This window comes from Actinomadura sp. J1-007 (genome assembly GCF_009793335.1).
In the GTDB taxonomy this organism is placed as follows: Bacteria; Actinomycetota; Actinomycetes; order Streptosporangiales; family Streptosporangiaceae; genus Spirillospora; species Spirillospora yumaensis.
Window position 1 is genome coordinate 274530 of the sequence record NZ_WING01000001.1, and the last position, 18749, is coordinate 293278.

The window sequence follows — 18749 nt, forward strand, 5'->3', positions numbered from 1 at the left end:
GCTCGTTCCGTTCGGGCGCGGTCAGATCCCCCTCATCCGCAGCACGTGCAGCGCGAGGGTGAGGTTGAGGCGCAGGTGCGCGTCCTCGGTGAACGGGCCGAGCATCCGCTCCAGCTTCCCGATGCGGTAGCGCAGCGTGTTGTAGTGGAAGTGCAGCCGCCGCGCCGTCTCGGCCACGTTGAGGTTGGTCTCCAGCAGCACCTGGAGGGTGCGGCGCAGGTCGACCAGCTCCGGCTCCTCGTCGGAGGCGAGCTCGCCGAGCGTCTCGCGGACGAACGCGTGCAGCTCCTCCGGGTCGGAGACCAGGCTGAGCAGCCGGTAGACGCCGAGCTGGTCGAAGTGCGCGCGGGCGCCGGCGCCGTGGAGCTGCCGTCCGACCCGGACGGCCTTGACCGCCTGCTCGTACGCCTCGGGAAGCCCGGCGGGCGACGTGACCGTCCGGCTGATCCCGGTGGAGAACGTGCGCCGCACCGGCAGGTGCTCGGCGAAGACCGACGACGCCTCCTTCACCATCGTCTGGATCGGCCCGGTCGGCAGGTCGGCGGTGTCGCCGTCCTCCGCGCCGATGACCGCGACGACCTCGTGCGCGAAGCTCGCGACGGCGGCGCCACGGTCGTGGCGGCGGACGGCGGCCGTCCACGCGGCGGCGAGCCGTTCCTGCGCCGAGCGCTCCTCGGCGCCCCGGCCGCTGCGCGTGCCGCCTTCGAGGTCGCCGCGCGGCCTCGGGACCTCCGCCCGCGTACGGGAGGAGTCGGCGCCCCGTCCCCGGGCGCCGCCCGCGCCGCCGGCTCCGGCCGCGCCCGCTTCGGCGCCGCGCCCGGTCCGGTCGGCGCCCGCGGGCCCGCCGCGTCCGTCCAGCTCGGCGACGACCACCATGACGGGGCGGTCGAGGTCCCAGCCGAACCCGTCGCAGTGCGCGACGACCCGGTCGTCGTCGCCCGCGCGGCCCGCGAGGATGTCGCGCAGGAAGTCGGCGCGGTACTTGCTCTCGACCGCCGCGACCGCCTGCTGCTTGGTCACCACGAGCGCCGCGACGGTCGCGGCGCGTTCGAGGATGCCGAGGTCGGTGCCGCGCAGCGTCGCGTTCGGGCTGAACGCGATGATCCGGCCGTGGTCGAACCCGCCGGCGACGACGGGGACGACCAGGTGGTCGGCGGTGCCGTGCGCGCCGGTGATGCCGCAGCCGCCGCGCCCGCACGCCGCGTGCCGGCCCGCGTCGAACGCCCGCATGGCCTGCACCCGCTCCTCGGGCCCGGCGCCCGCGAGGACGCGCTGGTCGCCGTCCAGCACCACGACCGCCACGTCCAGCAGCGTCGCGACCTCGTCGACCACCTCCTGGAGCCCGCCGCCGCACAGCACGATCTGCACGAGCGCCCGGTGCACCTCCTCGGTGCGGGCGAGCACGGCGGCCTGCCGGTTGAGGATGTCGGTCAGGACCTGGTTCAGGATGTCGTCGAACCCGACGTCGTTCGGCAGCAGGATCAGGGGGAAGCCGCGCCGGTCGGCCTGCGCGATCATCTCGGCGGGCAGCGAGTCCAGGTACCGGCCGAGCTTGATCGCGAGCGCGGCCAGGCCGCGCTCGTCCAGGTCGGCGACCAGGTTGTCGAGGGACTGGGGGGTGTTGCGCAGGGGGTAGCCGGTGGTCAGCAGCAGCTCGTTCGGTTTGACCCACGACAGGATGTCGGGGACCTCCATCACGTTCAGCCGCTGGACGATGCGGTCGAGTCCCGCCCGTCCGGCGATGAGCCGGGCGCCGTTCAGGGTGGAGACGCCGAGGACCTCGCCGACGGACAGGCCGTAGGTCAGTGTTCCGGTGCTCGCGAGCCGGAGGGCCGGTGGGCCCGGGTCCGCGCTGGTGTAACTCATGCCAGGGGTCACCTCGCCTTTTGGTGCGTACATCGCCCGATACGGCGTGATCGCTACCTGTTCCTGATCAACCCTGACAACAAAGACGAACGATGACAACCATCCTTGGCAGCTTTCCCCATACGACGCCCCGGAGGGCCCGGTCTACCGTCCCAGCAGAGGTCGGGCCCGCGCCATGGACGGCCTGCGCTTTGGCCCCCCGACACCGGCCTCCCGGGAGGACCCTGAATGACCGCCCTCGTGCGCGACCCGATCCCGCTCCCCTCGCGGCCCGGAGGCCCGCCGCCCGCGGCGCTCCCCGCCGGGGGAGCCGCGAGTCTCGCGCTGCGGCCCGTGCTCGATCCGGCGCGCCGCCCGGCGCGCGTCATCGCCGTCTTCCCGACGGCGGTCTACCTGGAGCTGCGCGGCGACCGCGAGCCGCGCGTCGTCGCCGTCGTCACCTCCGACGCCGTCCGGCTGCCGAACGCCGTCGTCATCGCCGCCGCCCGCCGCGACCGGCCGTTCCGCCGCGTCCGGGAGGGCGCCGAGGCGTGGGTCGGCGACGGCCGGGCCGAGGCCGAGGGCCTGCACGTGAAGGTCCGCCGCTGGTGGGACCCGGTGCCCGCGCTCGGCTCGCTGAGCCGCGCCGCCCTCGCCCGCGGCGTCCGCTCGGTCGAGAACTCCCTCGCCGCCGCCGGGATGACCGGCGGCGGGCTCGCCGGCCACCCCGACCCGCTCCAGCTCGCCGACCGCTGCGCGGCGGGCGACCTCGCGGGCGCGGTGGAGGCCGCCGAGCGCATCGTCGGGCTCGGCCCCGGCCTCACCCCGAGCGGCGACGACATCCTGTCCGGGCTGCTGGTCTCGCTGCGGCTGGTCGGCGGCGCGCTCCGCGAGGGCGGTACGGCCGGGTGGCTCGCCGACTGGCTCGGCGCGGCCGTGACCGCCGACGCGGGCACCCGCACGACCGCGCTCGCCGCGACCCTGCTGCACTGCGCGAACGAGGGCGGCGCGGGCGCCGAGGTCGCCGCCGTGTTGCGCTGCGTCGCCGGGCACGAGTCGTCCGCCCCGGCCGTGCGGCGGCTGCTCGCCGTCGGCCACACCTCCGGCGCCGACCTCGCGTGGGGCGTCCTCGCCGGATGCCGCGCGACGCTGGCCCTGGCGGGCCGCGCGACCGGCGAGAGCCGGGCGGCGTCGTGAGACGCCGGCCGCCCCCGCCGGACGCCGGCGCGAGGCGCGCGAGGCGCGCGGGGTGAGCGGCGGGCCGCGCGAGTTCGTCGAGGTGCTGGCCGGGGTGTACCGGGACTCGGTCACCCTGATGCGGGTCTCCCGCTCCGTCGGCGAGCTCTCGGGGATCGACGCGGCCATGGCGGCGATGGGCACGGAGCTGAACCTGGAGGTCCTCGCCCGCATGGGCTTCGCCGTGCCGGACGGCGCGGGGCCCGCGGACCTCGTCGTCGCCGTCCGCACGACGGAGGACGGCACGGACGGCGACGACGCGGCGAACGGGCCGGACGGGGCGGACGGGGCGAACGGGCCCGCCGGGGCGCTGGAGCGGGCCCGCGAGGCGCTCGACGGGCTGCTGCGCGACGCCGGGCCCGGCGCGGGCGGCGGCGTCCCGTTCGGGGAGGGCCCGCCCGCGCGCACGACCGCGTCGGCGGCGGCGCGGGCGGACGCGAACCTCGCGCTGCTGTCGGTGCCGGGCCCGCACGTGTTCCCCGAGGCGATGGACGCCCTGGACGCCGGGCTCAACGTGATGATCTTCAGCGACAACGTCCCGCTCGACCAGGAGGTCGCGCTCAAGGAGGCGGCGGCCCGGCGCGGCCTGCTCGTGATGGGCCCGACTGCGGGACGGCGGTGGTCGGCGGCGCGGGCCTCGGGTTCGCCAACGCGGTGCGGCCGGGCCCCGTCGGCGTCGTCGCGGCGTCCGGCACCGGCGCGCAGCAGCTCATGTGCCTGCTGGACGCGGCGGGCGTCGGCGTCCGGCACGTGCTCGGCGTCGGCGGGCGCGACCTGTCGCCCGCCGTCAGCGGGCGCTCGTCGCTCGCGGCGCTCGCGGCGCTCGGCGCCGACCCGGCGACGGAGCTGATCGTGCTGGTGGCCAAGGCCCCCGCCGCGCGCTCGGCCGACCTGATCCGCGAGGCCGCGCGCCGCCTGGACACCCCGGTCGTCCTCGCGCTGCCCGCGCCCGGCGGGGACGACGTCGCGGGCGGCCTGACGGCGGCGGCGGAACGGGTCCTGAAGGCGCTCGGACGCCCCGTCCCGGACTGGCCGCGCTGGCCCGCGGTACGGTCGCGCGCGCCGGGGGCGGGCGCGGGCGCGCTGCGGGGCCTGTTCGCCGGCGGGACGCTGCGGGACGAGGCCGAGGCCGTCGCCCGCGACCTGCTCGGCTGGGACCTGGAGCGCGGCGGGCACCGGCTCCGCGACTTCGGCGACGACGCGTACACCCGCGGCCGCCCCCACCCGATGATCGACCCGACGCTGCGGCTGGAGGCCCTCGCCCGCGAGGCCGCCGACCCCGCGTGCGGGGTGCTGCTGCTCGACGCCGTCCTCGGGTACGGCGCGGACCCCGACCCGGCGGCGTCGTTCGCGCCCGCGCTCGCGGCGGCGCTGGACGGCCGCGACGGCCTCGCCGCCGTCGTGTCGCTCTGCGGGACGCCCGCCGACCCGCAGGACCGCGACCGGCAGGCCGCGGCGTTCGCGGGCGCGGGCGCGGACGTCTACGCCTCCAACGCCGAGGCCGCCCGCCGCGCCGCCCACCTCGCGGCGGGCACCGCGGGCGGGCGCGCCGAGGAGCCGCACGGCACGCGACGGGGGGACGCCGATGGCTGAGGACGGACCCCGGCCGGACGGCGCGGGCGCCAGGCTCGGCGGCCTGCTCGTCCGCGAGCCCCGCGTCGTCGCGGCGGGCATCGAGGTGCTGGCCGACGCGCTCGTCCGGCAGGCGGTGCCGGTCGAGGCCGTCGACTGGCGTCCGCCGCCGCCCGGCACCGAGGACGCCCTCGCCGCGGTCGCCGGGCTTCCCGGCCACGCCGAGGCGAACGAGCGCGCCGTCCGGCGGATGCTGACCGCCCGGCCGCACCTGGTGGACGTCCGGCCCGCCGCCGACGTCCTCGGCCTGGACCGCGGCACGTTCCTGCACGCCGGGCCGCCGCTCGGCTGGGACGGCGCGTCCGGCCCGATGCGCGGGGCGCTCGTCGGCGCGATGCTCCTCGAAGGGCTCGCCGAGACGCCCGCCGGCGCGGAGCGGTCCCTCGCGCGGGGCGGCGCGACGCTGGAGCCGTGCCACCGCCACGGCGCGGTCGGCCCGATGGCGGGCGTGGTCAGCCCGTCGATGTGGATGCTGGTCGTCCGCGACGCCGAGCACGGCGGCACCGCGTACTGCACGCTGAACGAGGGCCTCGGCAAGGTGCTGCGGTACGGCGCGTACGGCCCGGAGGTGATCGAGCGGCTGCGCTGGATGGGCGCGGAGCTCGGCCCGCTGCTCGCGGACGCGGTGCGGCGGCACGGCCCGGTCGACCTGCTGTCGATCATGGCGCAGGCGCTCCAGATGGGCGACGAGCTGCACAACCGCAACCGGGCCGCGACGGCGCTGCTGGTGCGCGAGCTGGCGCCCGACCTCGCCGCGGGCGACGCGCCGCGCGAGCGGGTCGCGGCGGCGCTGCGATTCGCGGGCGGCAACGACCACTTCTTCCTCAACGCCGGGATGGCCGCCGCGAAGGCCGCCGCCGACGCGGCGCGCGGCGTGCCCGGCTCCAGCCTCGTCGTCGCGATGGCCCGCAACGGCACCGAGTTCGGCGTCCAGGTGTCGGGGACGGGCGACCGCTGGTTCACCGGGCCCGCCGGGATCCCCGACGGGCTCTACCTCGGGTCGTACGGGCCGGGCGACGCCAACCCCGACATCGGCGACTCGGCGATCACCGAGACGGCCGGGTTCGGCGGGTTCGCGCTCGCCGCCGCGCCCGCGATCGTCCGGTTCGTCGGCGGCGAGGTGCCCGACGCGCTGGACGCGACCCGGCGGATGTACGAGATCACGCTCGCCGAGCACCCGGCGCTCCAGATCCCGCTGCTGTCGTTCCGCGGCACCCCGGCGGGGATCGACGCGGCGCGGGTCGTGCGGACCGGGATCCTGCCCGTCATCGACACCGGCATCGCCGGGCGCGTGGCGGGCACCGGCCAGGTCGGCGCGGGGCTCGTCGAGCCGCCCGCCTCCGTCTTCGCCGACGCCGTGCGCGCCCTGGCGGACACTCCCCTCACGTCCGGCGCCCCTCCGGACGGCGGCCCCGCCAGCGCGGCCCGATGACCAGCACCCGCCGACGACCGCGCGCACTGATGAACGGCAGCCGTCGGTGACCGGCACCCGCCGACGACCGCGCGGACCGATGACCGGCCCCCCGATGACCGGCGCGGGCCGATGACCGGCGCGGGCTCCCCACCCGGCCCCCTCTTGGGGATCATGGCGGGGTGAACCTCAGCGTGCCCTCCACCGACGACCTGTCCGCCCGCGTCTCCGCCGTCCGCGACGAGCACCGGCGGCTGTTCCCCGGCGGCGCGTCGGGACGGCAGCCGGTGCACACGGTGTACGTCCCCGCCGACCGGTTCTCCCGGACGACGCCCGCCGACTTCGGCGCCGAGGCGCTGCGGCTGCTCAACACGCACACGCCGGGGGCCGGGTCGTTCGGCGGCGCGTTCGGCCTCGACCCCGAGATCGCCGGGCTCGTCCGCGAGCGGGTCGCCGCCAAGCTCGCGCACGAGCCGATCGAGGACGTGCGGATCGACTTCGAGGACGGCTACGGCGTGCGGCCGGACGCCGAGGAGGACGGCCACGTCGCGCAGGTCGTGGAGGCCGTCGCCGCCGCGTACCAGGTGAAAGGCCTGCCGCATTACTGGGGGCTGCGCGTCAAGTCGTTCGCCGACGGCGGCCACGAGCGCGCGATGCGGACCCTCGACGTGTTCCTCACCGCCCTGCGCGAACGGCTCGGGCGGCTGCCCGGCGGCTTCACGATCACGTTCCCCAAGGTGGTCGCGCCCGAGCACGTCGCGCTGTTCGCCGAGTACCTCGACCGGCTGGAGACCGCGCTCGGGCTGCCCGCCGGGATCCTGCGGTTCGAGGTGCAGGTGGAGACCACCGAGGCGATCGTCGACCGCGACGGCCGGGTCGGGCTGCGCGCGATCGCCGAGGCCGCGGGCGGCCGGATGACCGCCGCGCACTTCGGCGTGTTCGACTACACCGCCGCGCTCGGCCTGCCGCCCGAGGAGCAGCGCCTCGACCACCCGGCCTGCGACTTCGCCCGGCACGTCATGCAGGTGACGCTCGCGGGCACCGGCATCCGCCTGTCGGACGGCTCCACCAACGTCATCCCCCGCAACGACGGCCCCGACGAGGTCAACGAGGCGTGGACGACGCACGCCGCGCACGTCAGGCACTCCCTGCGGCACGGCTTCTACCAGGGCTGGGACCTGCACCCCGCGCACCTGCCGAGCCGCTACGCCGCCGTCTACGCCTACCACCTGACCGGCGTGGACGACGTGATCGGCCGCGTCCGCGCCTGGCACGAGCAGGCCGCGGGCCGCGACGGCGGCGTCCTGGACGAGCCCGCGACGATCAAGGCGCTGGTCGCCCGCCTCCGCCGCGCCGTCGACTGCGGCGCCCTGGACCAGAGCGCCCTCCCCCTCCCCCCGAAGACACCTGACCCCCAGCCCCGCGCCGGTCAGTGGGAGGTGAGGCTCATCGCGTTGAGGTACGGCACGATCCGCTCCTCCTCGTAGGCGAAGTGCGCCTCCAGTTCGGCGACCATCCGGTCCAGCTCCGCGCCGACGACCACGGGATCGGCCGCGCCGCCGTCCCCGGGCGCGGCCCCGGTCTCGGTCGCGTCGGCGGTGAGGCCGTCGAGGAGGGCGACCATGTCGCGCTTGAGGGCCGCGACGGCGACGTGCTCGCGGCGCAGCCGTTCCAGCACGGGTGCGAGGCCGGGGTAGGCCCGCTCGATCCTGGGGAACACGCCCTCCTCCTTGCCGTGGTGCTCCCCGAGGGACGCGCACGTCGTCAGGCAGTGCGCGCGGAACTGCTGGAGCAGCGCGGGCTCGGGCGCGCGCGCCGAGCGCCCGGCGAGGTAGGCGGCGACCCGCTCGCGCGCCGTCGCCAGCTCCCGCCGCAGGTCGGCGTGCACCTTGACCAGGTGGTCGCCGAGGGCCCCGGCCCGTTCCGCGTCGGCCCGGTGCAGGGCGACGACGGGGATCACGCGGCGGGTGCCGCGCTGGTAGTCGGCGTAGGCCGGGACGAGCGCGCTCTGCCGGGCGTACAACTCGTCGCGCTCCTCCCCCTCGACGGCGACCGCGAGCGCCTCGAACGACTCGACGGCCTCCCCGTCGCCGCGCTCGACCGTCACGCGCGGGTCGGCGCGGACGTCGCGGTACCACCGCGGGTCGTCCGGCCCTCCCGCGTTGGACGCGAAGACCAGCAGCCGGTCCCCGTCGGCCAGGTAGCCCAGCGGCACCGTGCGCGGGCGCCCGCCGTTCACGGTGAGCAGCAGCAGCGCCGCCCCCTCGAACATGCCCCCGACCTTCCCGCCGTTCGCCCGGAACTCCTCGATGACCGCGCCGTTGAACGTGCCCATGCTCGCTCCCCTATCCTGAACGCGCCGAAGCAGCTTTGCTTTGCAAGCAAAGCTATTTAGAAGACAAAGCTATTTTGGACGCGTGCACATGTCAACAGGCGAGCGTGACCAGACCGCCGCCGGCCCGGACTCCGGGGCCGCACCGGACACCGCGGACGGGACGAGCGTCGAGGACGGGATTCGGGCGATGCTGCGGCTGATGCCGCGCATGGTCGGCCGCGCGAAGCGGATCAAAGTGCCGGACGAGCTGGCCTCGTTCGACCTCGCGCCCCGGCACCTGTCGCTGCTGTCGTACCTGCTGTTCGACGGGCCGCTCGGGGTGAACGCGCTCGCCGCGCGGCTGGAGGTCGCGCCCGCGACGGTGAGCCTCATGGTCGGCGACCTCAGCCGCCAGGGCATCCTCGAACGCCGCGAGGACCCCGGCGACCGCCGCCGCACGATCGTCAGCATCGCGGACGCGCACCGCCCCGCCATCAGCGGCTGGCTCGCGAACGGCGCCGACGCGTGGCGCGAGGCCCTGGAGCCGCTGAGCCCGGCGGAGCGCCGGATGTTCATCGACACCCTCGTCCGGTACGAGCGGGCCGCCGACCCGTCCGCGGGGGACGCCGGTCAGGCGCCGTAGGACTCCAGGTCGGCCCGGGTGTCGATGTCCTCGGACGACGCGACGTCGGCGCACTCGACCTCGGTGATCAGGTGCGGGTTGGCGCGCAGGAACGGGCGGGCCCCGACGTCGCCGCGCGCCGCCCCGGCGACCTCGGCGAAGTACGGGGCGGTGATCAGGACGGGGTTGCGGGGCCGGCCGCCGTAGGTGGCGACGGCGATCCGCGCGCCCCGGTCGTACGCCTCGACCAGGCGGGCGACGGCGGCGGGCGTGACCCGCGGCTGGTCAACCAGCGCGACGACCGCGGCCGGGCAGGCGGGCGGCAGCGCGGCGAGGCCCGCGCGCAGGGACGAGCCCATGCCCTCGCGCCAGTCGGCGTTGGGGACGACGACCGCGCCGATGACCTCGACGCAGGCGGCGCCCGTCACCACGAGGACCGGCGCGCAGCCCCCGGAGCGCAGCGTGCGGACGCCGCGGTCGACGAGCCGTTCGCCCTCGACCTCCAGGGTGGCCTTGGGGCGGCCGAGCCGCCTGCCCGCGCCCGCCGCCAGCAGCAGGCCGGCCGGGGGTTCCTCACCGTGCAGGGTCATCACGGAAGGGTAGCCGCCTCACCGCCGGTCGCCGCGGACCTCGGCGTGGATGCGGCCGCCGGTGTCGGTGAGCGGCCGGCCCGACCCGCCCCAGCGGAGCTGGACGAGCTCGGCCGCGATCGACACCGCCGTCTCCTCGGGCGTGCGGGCGCCGAGGTCCAGCCCGATCGGCGACCGCAGCCGGGCGAGCTCGGCCTCGGTGAGGCCCGCCTCGCGCAGCCGCGCCAGCCGGTCCTCGTGGGTACGGCGCGAGCCCATCGCGCCGACGTACCCGGCGCCGGTGCGCAGGGCGACCTCCAGCAGCGGCACGTCGAACTTCGGGTCGTGGGTGAGGACGCAGATCGCCGTGCGCTCGTCGATGCCGGAGCCGCCCCCCGCGCCGGACACCGCCTCGTCCAGGTACTTGTGCGGCCACTTCACCACGACCTCGTCGGCGTCCGGGAACCGCTTGGACGTGGCGAACACCGGCCGCGCGTCGCACACCGTCACGTGGTAGCCGAGGAACTTGCCGACGCGGGCGACGGCGGCGGCGAAGTCGATGGCGCCGAAGACCAGCAGCCGGGGCGGCGGCGCGAACGCGTGCACGAACACGGCGAGGTCGTCCAGGCGGCGCTCCCCCTCAGGCCCGTAGTGGCGCTGCCCGGTGACGCCCTGGGCGAGCATCCCGCGCGCGTCGTCGTCCACCGCCGCGTCCAGCCGGGCCGCGTACGGCGCGCCGGGCGCGAGGGACCCCGACGCGCGGCCGGGCCAGACGACGCGGCGCGCCCCGATCCGGCCGGGCCCGGCGACGACGGTCGCGACCGCGACGGGCTCGCGCGCCGCGATCGACGCCGCGACGTCCGCGAACTCGGGGAACGTTCCCGGCCCGACCGGCTCGACCAGCACGTCCAGGATCCCGCCGCAGGTCAGGCCGACCGCGAACGCGTCGTCGTCGCTCACCCCGTACCGCTGGACGGCCGGCTCGCCGCTCGCCATGACCGACCGCGCGAGCTCGTACACCGCGCCCTCGACGCAGCCGCCGGACACGCTGCCGGCCACCTCCCCGGACGCCGACACCGCCATCGCCGCGCCGGGCGGGCGCGGCGCGCTGCGGAAGGTGTGCACGACGGTCGCCAGGGCGAACGGCTCGCCCGCCGCGTACCAGTCCGCGATGTCGCCGAGGACGTCACGCATCGGCGTCTCCCTTCCAGGTTCGGGGCCCGCCCCGGCGCGCGGCGCGCCGTCCGCCGACGAGGCGGGCCAGGTCTTCGAGGGCGGCGAGGCTGTGGCCGGAGGTGAAGTCGTCCACGTGCGGCAGGGCGGCGGCCATCCCGGCGGTGAGGGGCTCGTACCCGGGCCGCGCCTTGTGCGGGTTGGCCCACACGACGCGGTGCGCGAGCCGGCGCAGCCGCGCCATCTGCTCGCCGAGCAGCCGCGCGTCACCGCGCTCCCACCCGTCGGAGGCGATCACGACGACGGCGCCGCGGGCGAGGCCGCGCTGCCCGAACCGGTCGAGGAACTCCTTCAGCTCCTCGCCGAGGCGCGTCCCGCCGCTCCAGTCGGGGATAGCGGCGGACGCCGCCGCCATCGCCGCGTCGGGGTCGCGCGACCGCAGCTCGCGGGTCAGCCGCGTCAGCCGGGTCCCGGCGCTGAACACCTCGGTGGCGCGTCCCCCGGACCGGGCGGCGGCGTGGGCGAACCGCAGCAGCGCGTCGGCGTACGGGCCCATCGACCCGCTGACGTCCACGATGAGGACGACCCGGCGCGGGCGGTCGCGGTGCGCGCGGTACCGCGGCGGGGACGGCTCGCCGCCGCGCCGCAGCGTCTCGCGGACGGTCCGCGCGGGGTCGGGCCGTCCGGCGCGGGCGGGCGCGAACCGGCGCGAGCGGCGGGGCTCGGCGGACGCGTCGAGCAGCGCGATCAGCCGTTGGACCTCGGCGCGCTCGGCGGGGCCGAGGCGGGCGACGTCGCGGTGGCGCAGCACCTCCGCGTCGCTCGCGGTCGCGACCGCCCGCTCCCGCGCCTCACGGTCGCCGTCCGGGTCCGGGGGCCGGGCGCCGGGCACGGCGGTGCGGTGCACGACGACGGCGGGCGGGGGCGCCGGCCGGGCCGCGCGGTCGCGCCGGAGAAGTACGCGGCGAAGCAGCGGTCGTAGCGTGGCAGGTCGCCGGGGTCGGCGCAGAGCGTGAGGCGCCCGGCCCAGTACACGTGGACGGGGTCGAGGACGTCCAGGTGGTCGAGGGCGGCCAGCATCGCCTGGACCCGCTCGGGGTCGGCCGGGCCGCCCGCGGCGCGCAGCGTGCGGGCGAAGCCGACGACCGTCGCCGTCGCGTCCCGCTCGCCGTCCACGCTCAGCCCCCGTTGAGCAGCGCGTCCAGGACGCCGCCGCCGAGCACGCGCTGCTGGTCCTCGCGGTACTTCAGCACCGTGCCGAGCGTGCGGGCGGCGGTGTCGGGGTCGAGGTCGCGGACGCCGAGCGCGACGAGCGCCTCGGTCCAGTCCAGGCTCTCCGCGACGCCGGGCGGTTTCAGCAGGTCGGCGGTGCGCAGCCGCTGCGCGGCGCGGGCGACCTGCCCGGCGAGGCGGTCCGCCGCGTCCGGGAGCCTCCGCCGGATGATGGCGACCTCGCGGTCGAACGACGGGTGCTCCAGCCAGTGGTAGAGGCAGCGGCGCTTCAGCGCGTCGTGCACCTCGCGGGTGCGGTTGGACGTCACGACGACGACGGGGGGCCGCTCGGCGCGGATCGTGCCGAGCTCCGGCACCGAGATCGTGAAGTCGCTCAGCACCTCCAGCAGGAACGCCTCGAACTCGTCGTCGGCCCGGTCGACCTCGTCCACCAGCAGCACGCTCGGCGCCGTCTCCAGCGCCTGGAGCAGCGGCCGGGCGAGCAGGAACCGGCGGTCGTACAGCTCGCCCTCCAGCCGGGCGACGTCGGCGACCCCGGCCGCCTCGGCGGCGCGCAGGTGCAGGAGCTGGCGCGGGAAGTCCCAGTCGTAGAGGGCCTGCGAGGCGTCCAGGCCCTCGTAGCACTGGAGCCGGATCAGCGGCGCGCCGAGCACCAGGGCGAGGGTCTTGGCGAGCTCGGTCTTGCCGACGCCGGCCTCGCCCTCCAGGAACAGCGGCCGTCCCATCCGCAGCGCCAGGAAGCAGGCGGTCGCGAGTCCGTCGTCGCTGAGGTAGGCGTGCCGGTCGAGCCGCTCGGCCAGCTCGTCCGGGGTCGCCGGGATGTGCGCCACGCCACTCAGGCTACTCAGCGGGACGCGGGTCTCCCACGCCGCGCGCCGCGGAGATCCGGCGCTCGCGACATTCCCGTCTAATTCAGTAGAGAAAGTTGACTTTTCTGGTCGCGCTGAGCAGCATCGTCGTCATGGATCGTGATCTCACCGACGAGGACGCCTACGAGAGCGTCCGGGCCGGCCAGTGGCGCGCGGGGCTGTCCCGGCGGGGGCTGCTCCGGCTCTCGGCGGGCGCCGCCGGCGCGGGGCTCGGCGCGGGGCTCGGCGCGGCGTTCACCGGCGCCGCCCGCGCGGCGGGCGTCCCCCCGGCCGCGGGCGTGCCCGGCGCGCTCGTCTCCGCACCCGCCACCGGGATCGTGAAGCCGCTGCCGCCCGAACTGTTCATCCCGCAGGGCACCAACGCCGAGACGCGGTGGGACGCGATGCGCGGGCAGGGCTACGTCACGCCCGCCGACCGGTTCTTCGTCCGCAACCACGTCGCGACGCCGCTCATCGACGTCCGCACGTGGCGGCTGAAGCTGTGGGGAACGGGCCTGCACCGCTCCCCCACCGAGGACCGCCCGGTCGAGTTCTCCTACGAGGACCTGCTGGGCATGCGCGCCGAGACCGTCACCGCGTTCATCGAGTGCACGGGCAACGGCCGCAGCCTCTACACCAGCCAGCAGGGGCAGCGGGTCTCGGGCACCGCGTGGGGCCTCGGCGCGGTCGGCGTCGCGCACTGGCGCGGCGTACGGCTCGCGACCGTCCTGGAACGCGCCGGTCTCAGCACGCGAGCGGTGGACATCATGCCCCGCGGGCTCGACGCTGAGTACGTGGACAAGGGCGAGAACCTCGGCCGGGTCCGGCGTCCCCTCCCCGTCGCCAAGGCGCTCAAGGACGTGCTGCTGGCGTACGAGATGAACGGCGCGCCGCTGCCCCCCGACCACGGCTTCCCCGTCCGCCTCGTCGTGCCGTCGTGGGTCGGGATCGCGTCCGTCAAGTGGGTGGGCGACGTCCAGGTCTCCGACCGGCCGCTGTTCTCGCCGTGGAACACCCGCTTCTACCGGCTGTTCGGGCCCGACCACCCGCCCGAGGGCTCCGCGCCGCTCACCCGGATGAACGTCAAGAGCGCGTTCGAACTGGCCTGGGACGGCACGCTCGCCGCCGGGCGGACGCACGTCCTGCACGGCCGGTCCTGGTCCGGCGGCGGACGCGTCCGCTCCGTCGCGGTCAGCGCGGACGGCGGCCGGACCTGGCACCGCGCGCGCACGCGCGGCCCGCACCCGGCGCGGGGCTGGGTGCGGTGGGAGCTGCCGTGGCGGCCGCCCGCGCCCGGCCGGTACGAGCTGCTCGCCCGCGCCACCGACGACACCGGCGCCACCCAGCCGGTCACCGCCCCGTACAACACCCTCGGCTACCTCTTCGGCGCGATCGCCCGCCACCCCGTCACGGTGAAGTGAGGACCCCCAATGGCACTGTGGAAGCCGGACCCGACCTTCTACGCCTCCCCGCGCGACGCCGCGGAGGCGCCCCCCGAGAAGCTGGCGTACGTCGCCGCATTCGACCGGGCGGCCGAGACGCCCGACGCGATCGCGGTGCTGGACGTCGATCCCGGGTCCGCCTCCTACGGCGACGTCGTCGGCTGGACCGAGCTGCCCAACCTCGGCGACGAGCTGCACCACTTCGGCTGGAACGCGTGCAGCAGCGCCCTGTGCCCGTACGCGCCGCACCCGCACGTCGAGCGCCGCTACCTGATCGTCCCGGGCCTCCGCTCGTCCCGGATCTACGTCTTCGACACCAAGGACGACCCCACCGCGCCCGCGCTCGTCAAGACGGTGGAGGCCGACGAGCTGGCGAAGCGGTCCGGCTACTCGCGCCCGCACACCGTCCACTGCGGGCCCGAGGGCCTGTACGTGACGGCGCTCGGCGGCGCGGACGGCGAGGAGGGGCCGGGCGGGATCGCGCTGCTCGACCACACCTCGTTCGACGTGCTCGGCCGCTGGGAGGTCGACCGCGGCCCGCAGTACCTCGCCTACGACGCGTGGTGGCACATCGCGCACGACGTGCTCGTCAGCTCCGAGTGGGGCACGCCCTCGATGATCGAGGACGGGGTCGTCGGCGAGCTGCTGCTCGGACGCCGGTACGGCCACGCGCTGCACTTCTGGGACCTGCGCAAGCGGCGGCACGTCCAGACCGTCGACCTCGGCGACGAGCACCAGATGGCGCTGGAGCTGCGGCCCGCGCACGACCCGACCAAGCAGTACGGCTTCGCGGGCGTCGTCGTCAGCGTCGAGGACCTGTCGGCGTCGGTCTGGCTCTGGCACCGCGACAGGCACCGCGACCGGGACGGCGGCGGCGGGTGGGCCGCGACGAAGGTCATCACGATCCCGGCCGAGCCCGCCGACGCGTCCGCGCTGCCGCCCGTCATCGCGCCGTTCGGCGCGGTCCCGCCGCTCGTCACCGACATCGACCTGTCCGTGGACGACCGGTGGCTGTACGTCTCGTGCTGGGGCACCGGCGAGCTGAAGCGCTACGACGTCTCCGACCCGTTCGCCCCGGTCGAGGCCGGGTCGGTGCGGATCGGCGGCATCGTCGCCCGCACGCCGCACCCCGCCGCGCCCGGCGTCCCGCTCGCGGGCGGGCCGCAGATGGTCGAGGTCAGCCGCGACGGACGCCGCGTCTACGTGACCAACTCGCTGTACGGCGCGTGGGACGACCAGTTCTACCCGGACGGCGTCGGCGCGTGGATGGCCAAGCTCGACTCGGGGCCGGACGGCTTCGCGTTCGACGAGCGGTTCTTCCCGCACGGCGACGCGTTCCGCGGGCGGCGCCCGCACCAGACGCGCCTGCAAGGGGGCGACGCCTCGTCCGACTCGTACTGCTACCCGTGACGTGAAGGACGGCTCGCTCGCGGCGCTCGTCGCCCTCGGCGCGTTCCACGGGCTGAACCCCGGCATGGGCTGGCTGTTCGCCGTCGCGCGCGGCCTCCAGGAACGCAGCCGGGCGCTCGTCCTCCAGTCGCTCCCGGCGATCGCCGCCGGGCACGCGGCGTCCGTCGGCGTCGTGGCCGTCCTGGTGTCGCTGACCCGCTCGGTGGTCGCCACCCAGGCGGTCGCGATCGCCGGGGGCGCCGTCCTGGTGGGCTTCGGCCTGTGGCGGCTGCTGTCGCGGCGGCACTTCCGGTGGGTCGGCATGCGGCTGTCGCTGTGGCAGCTCGCGGGCTGGTCGTTCCTGATGTCGTCGGTGCACGGCGCGGGGCTGATGCTGCTCCCCGTCCTCGCCTCCGGCCCCGCGCCCCGCCACGGGCACCGCCTCGGCCACCTGTCCGCGTCCGGCGACGCCCTGTCCGCCGGCGTCTTCGTCACCGGCGTGCACACCCTCGCGATGTTCGCCGTGGCGGGCGCGATCGCCGTCGCCGTGTACGAGATCGTCGGCCTCGCCGTCCTGCGGCGCGCGTGGATCGACCTCGACCGCGTCTGGGCCGTCGCGCTCGTCGGCGCGGGCGCCGTGACCCTCCTCACCGCTTGATCACGAAAACCCGGAAACGCTTGCCCCGGCCGCCGCGGAACTGACACTCTCCTTAACTTGCCCACGCGGGAACGTCGCGTCAGGAAGGTGGACGGCGAGCCATGAGGTCTTCGAAGCGCTGGACGTGCGTGATCGCCACGGCGGTGACCGCGCCGCTCGTCGCGGTGCCCGGCACGGCCGAGGCGGCGGGTCCGTCCCGGGTGGCGGCGGCGGGTCCGTCCGGGGTGGCGGCGAAGTCGGCCTACCTGTTCGACAGCACCGCCAAGAAGTACCGCTGGTCGCGCGCGGCCGACACCCGGCGCCCCATCGCCAGCATCACCAAGGTGATGACCGCGATCGTCGTGCTGCGCTCGGGCAAGCTCGACCGCAAGGTCACGGTGAAGCAGAAGTACATCGACTACGCGGTCCGCCAGGGCGGCAGCATGGCCAAGCTGCGGGCGGGCGACAAGCTCACCGTCCGCCAGCTCCTCAACGGCCTCATGCTCCCCTCCGGCTGCGACGCCGCCTACATGCTGGCCGACGTCTACGGGCCGGGCTGGCGCGGGTTCGTCGCCAAGATGAACAAGACCGCCAAGTCGCTCGGCATGACCCGCACCAAGTACGCCAACTTCGACGGGCTGCCCTGGCCGTCCGCGACCTCGACGTCGTCCACGGCCCGCGACCAGGCCAAGCTCGGCCACTACGCGATGAAGCGCGCCGACTTCCGCTCCGTCGTCGCGCGCCGCACCTACAAGCTCAAGGCGGGCGGCGGCCACCACGCGTACTCCTGGATCAACACCAACCGGCTGCTCGGGTCGTACAAGGGCGCGATCGGCATCAAGACCGGCACGACCGACGCGGCGGGCTACTCGCTGATGTTCGCCGCCAAGCGCGGCAAGCGCACCCTGACCGGCATCGTGCTCAACAGCTCAACCACCACCGAGCAGGTCCGCTTCACCGACGCCGCCAAGATGCTGAACTGGGGCTTCGGCGCCCGGACCGCCCAGATCCTGCGCGTCCCGCCGGTGCCCGCCGGCGCCAACGTCGACTGATGCGCGCGCTCGTCCCGCTCGCCGCTCCCCTGCTCGCCGCCGCGGCCGCCCTCACCGGCTGCGGCGGCGGTGGCGACGACGGCGGGCCGAAGGGCAACCCGTTCGCGGGCACCTGGCGCAGCGGCGCGGGCGCCGCCGCGGGCTCCGGCGGCACCACCCTCACGGTGGACGCCAAGGGCGCCCTCACGTTCAAGAGCAGCCTCGACTGCAAGGGCACCGTCACCGGGGCGTCCCCGTACCGCTTCGCGATCGACTGCGGCTCGTCCAAGTTCGCCGGAACGGCCTCGGCGCCGCCCAAGTCCGGCGCCTTCACCATCACCTGGTCCGACGGCGACAGCAGCGAGTACCGCGCCGCCTGACCCCGCTCGCTTCCCCCTCCCCCGGCCCCGGGCCTCGCTCCGGCATGACCATTTAAGGTAACGAGTGTTACCCTCACTCCTCGGTGACGCAATCCGGGACGAGAGACGAGGAGCGGGGAGATGGCGATGGCGATGGCCGTTGAGGAGTACGCGGACGTGCGGGGGCTGCGACTCGCCTACGTGGACTTCGGCGGGGACGGCGTGCCGGTGCTGGCGCTGCCGGGGCACTTCGGGCGGGCCCGGATGTTCGCGCCGCTGGCGGCGGCGCTCGGGCCGGACTACCGGGTCGTCGCGCTCGAACCGCGCGGGCACGGGCACAGCGAACGGGCGGACGCCTACCGGCCCGACGACTACCGCGACGACGCCGCGGCGTTCATGCGCGCGCTCGGCCTCGGGCCCGCGGCCGTCCTCGGGCACTCGATGGGCGGGGTCACCGCGTTCCGCCTCGCGGCGCGGTACCCGGAGCTGGTCCGGACGCTGGTCGTGGAGGAGGGCGGCGCGTACAACCGGCCGCCCGAGGCCCCGCACCCCGTGCTGGACGTGCGGGGCTGGCCCCGGCGCGCGCCCACGCTGCGGGCGCTGCGGGACGAGGTGGAGCGGTACGTCCCGGACGCGGGCTACTTCCTGGAGAGCGCCGTCGAGTACGACGACGGCTGGGGGTTCCTGTTCGACGCCGAGGACATGGTCGCCTCGCAGGAGGCGCTGGTGGGCGACTGGTGGGACGACTGGCTCGCGTCCACCTGTCCGGCGCTGCTGGTGCACGGGCTGGACGGGACCGTCCTGACCACGGCGATGGCGAGGGAGATGGCGGCGCGCAGGCCCGGCACGGTGCTGCGGGAGCTGCCCGGTTGCGGCCACTGGGCCCACGACGACCGTCCGGACCTGTTCGCCGAGGTCGTCGGCGGCTTCCTGCGGACGACTGCGCAACCGGCGCCGCGACTCTGATCGCGAGCCCATATCCCGCGTGATCGCCCGCGGGTTTGATCG

General features: G+C 76.0%; 19 protein-coding genes. 12 read left to right on the forward strand and 7 right to left on the reverse strand.

The window, feature by feature from the left end; genetic code table 11:
- Positions 1 to 21: 21 nt before the first annotated feature.
- A complete protein-coding gene (locus GEV43_RS01225; RefSeq protein WP_160819130.1) occupies positions 22 to 1866 on the reverse strand; it encodes a PucR family transcriptional regulator in 1845 nt (614 codons plus the stop codon).
- 228 nt (positions 1867 to 2094) lie between these two features.
- Between GEV43_RS01225 and GEV43_RS53555 the strand changes: the two genes are divergently transcribed.
- From GEV43_RS53555 to GEV43_RS01245, 5 genes are all read left to right on the forward strand, one after another.
- A complete protein-coding gene (locus tag GEV43_RS53555; RefSeq protein WP_160819131.1) occupies positions 2095 to 3042 on the forward strand; it encodes a DUF2877 domain-containing protein in 948 nt (315 codons plus the stop codon).
- A 52-nt stretch (positions 3043 to 3094) separates the two neighbouring features.
- Positions 3095 to 3931 (forward strand): hypothetical protein, encoded by an 837-nt coding sequence (locus GEV43_RS54495; RefSeq protein WP_309239378.1) that lies wholly within the window; start codon positions 3095 to 3097, stop codon positions 3929 to 3931.
- Between the two features lie 8 nt (positions 3932 to 3939).
- On the forward strand, positions 3940 to 4674 hold the full coding sequence (locus GEV43_RS49080; RefSeq protein ID WP_309239990.1) for a hypothetical protein: 735 nt from the start codon (positions 3940 to 3942) through the stop codon (positions 4672 to 4674).
- Complete coding sequence (locus GEV43_RS01240; protein WP_160819132.1) at positions 4667 to 6145, forward strand: DUF1116 domain-containing protein; 1479 nt, start codon at positions 4667 to 4669, stop codon at positions 6143 to 6145. Before GEV43_RS49080 ends, GEV43_RS01240 begins: the two co-directional genes overlap by 8 nt.
- Before the next feature lie 161 nt (positions 6146 to 6306).
- The gene (locus tag GEV43_RS01245; RefSeq protein WP_309239379.1) at positions 6307 to 7611 is read left to right on the forward strand and encodes a DUF6986 family protein; all 1305 of its coding nucleotides are present in this window, start codon (positions 6307 to 6309) and stop codon (positions 7609 to 7611) included.
- Here the strand turns inward: GEV43_RS01245 and GEV43_RS01250 are convergent.
- Positions 7554 to 8459 (reverse strand): nitroreductase/quinone reductase family protein, encoded by a 906-nt coding sequence (locus GEV43_RS01250; RefSeq protein ID WP_160819133.1) that lies wholly within the window; start codon positions 8457 to 8459, stop codon positions 7554 to 7556. The two genes, GEV43_RS01245 and GEV43_RS01250, sit on opposite strands and share 58 nt — an antisense overlap.
- Before the next feature lie 88 nt (positions 8460 to 8547).
- On the opposite strand from GEV43_RS01250, the gene GEV43_RS01255 reads away from it, so the two are divergent.
- Positions 8548 to 9081, forward strand: a complete 534-nt coding sequence (locus GEV43_RS01255; RefSeq protein WP_160824211.1) for a MarR family winged helix-turn-helix transcriptional regulator — start codon at positions 8548 to 8550, stop codon at positions 9079 to 9081.
- Here the strand turns inward: GEV43_RS01255 and GEV43_RS01260 are convergent.
- From GEV43_RS01260 to GEV43_RS01275, 5 genes are read right to left on the reverse strand one after another with little or no spacing between them, the layout of a single operon-like run.
- Positions 9069 to 9650 carry an NTP transferase domain-containing protein gene (locus GEV43_RS01260; protein ID WP_160819134.1) on the reverse strand — a complete coding sequence of 194 codons (582 nt, stop codon included), beginning with the start codon at positions 9648 to 9650 and terminating at the stop codon, positions 9069 to 9071. The genes GEV43_RS01255 and GEV43_RS01260 overlap by 13 nt on opposite strands.
- An 18-nt stretch (positions 9651 to 9668) precedes the next feature.
- Entirely contained in the window at positions 9669 to 10823 is a 1155-nt protein-coding gene (locus GEV43_RS01265) for an XdhC family protein (RefSeq protein ID WP_160819135.1), read from the reverse strand.
- Positions 10816 to 11613 carry a VWA domain-containing protein gene (locus GEV43_RS01270; protein WP_309239380.1) on the reverse strand — a complete coding sequence of 266 codons (798 nt, stop codon included), beginning with the start codon at positions 11611 to 11613 and terminating at the stop codon, positions 10816 to 10818. Before GEV43_RS01270 ends, GEV43_RS01265 begins: the two co-directional genes overlap by 8 nt.
- Positions 11550 to 11978: a hypothetical protein gene (locus GEV43_RS49085; RefSeq protein ID WP_241682730.1), complete on the reverse strand. Its 429-nt coding sequence runs from the start codon at positions 11976 to 11978 to the stop codon at positions 11550 to 11552. Before GEV43_RS49085 ends, GEV43_RS01270 begins: the two co-directional genes overlap by 64 nt.
- 2 nt (positions 11979 to 11980) lie before the next feature.
- Positions 11981 to 12865, reverse strand: a complete 885-nt coding sequence (locus tag GEV43_RS01275; RefSeq protein ID WP_309239381.1) for a MoxR family ATPase — start codon at positions 12863 to 12865, stop codon at positions 11981 to 11983.
- A gap of 131 nt (positions 12866 to 12996) precedes the next feature.
- Here GEV43_RS01275 and GEV43_RS01280 point away from each other — a divergent pair, with 131 nt between their 5' ends.
- From GEV43_RS01280 to GEV43_RS01305, 6 genes are all read left to right on the forward strand, one after another.
- Positions 12997 to 14304, forward strand: a complete 1308-nt coding sequence (locus GEV43_RS01280; protein WP_160819136.1) for a sulfite oxidase — start codon at positions 12997 to 12999, stop codon at positions 14302 to 14304.
- Between the two features lie 9 nt (positions 14305 to 14313).
- Positions 14314 to 15735 carry a selenium-binding protein SBP56-related protein gene (locus GEV43_RS01285; protein ID WP_160819137.1) on the forward strand — a complete coding sequence of 474 codons (1422 nt, stop codon included), beginning with the start codon at positions 14314 to 14316 and terminating at the stop codon, positions 15733 to 15735.
- Between the two features lies 1 nt (position 15736).
- The gene (locus tag GEV43_RS01290; RefSeq protein ID WP_160819138.1) at positions 15737 to 16372 is read left to right on the forward strand and encodes a hypothetical protein; all 636 of its coding nucleotides are present in this window, start codon (positions 15737 to 15739) and stop codon (positions 16370 to 16372) included.
- A gap of 101 nt (positions 16373 to 16473) precedes the next feature.
- A complete protein-coding gene (locus GEV43_RS01295) occupies positions 16474 to 17403 on the forward strand; it encodes a D-alanyl-D-alanine carboxypeptidase family protein (RefSeq protein WP_160819139.1) in 930 nt (309 codons plus the stop codon).
- Positions 17403 to 17762: a hypothetical protein gene (locus tag GEV43_RS01300; RefSeq protein WP_160819140.1), complete on the forward strand. Its 360-nt coding sequence runs from the start codon at positions 17403 to 17405 to the stop codon at positions 17760 to 17762. The genes GEV43_RS01295 and GEV43_RS01300 overlap by 1 nt, the downstream gene beginning before the upstream one ends.
- Positions 17763 to 17882: 120 nt before the next feature.
- A complete protein-coding gene (locus GEV43_RS01305) occupies positions 17883 to 18707 on the forward strand; it encodes an alpha/beta fold hydrolase (protein ID WP_241682731.1) in 825 nt (274 codons plus the stop codon).
- The last annotated feature ends 42 nt before the right edge of the window (positions 18708 to 18749 follow it).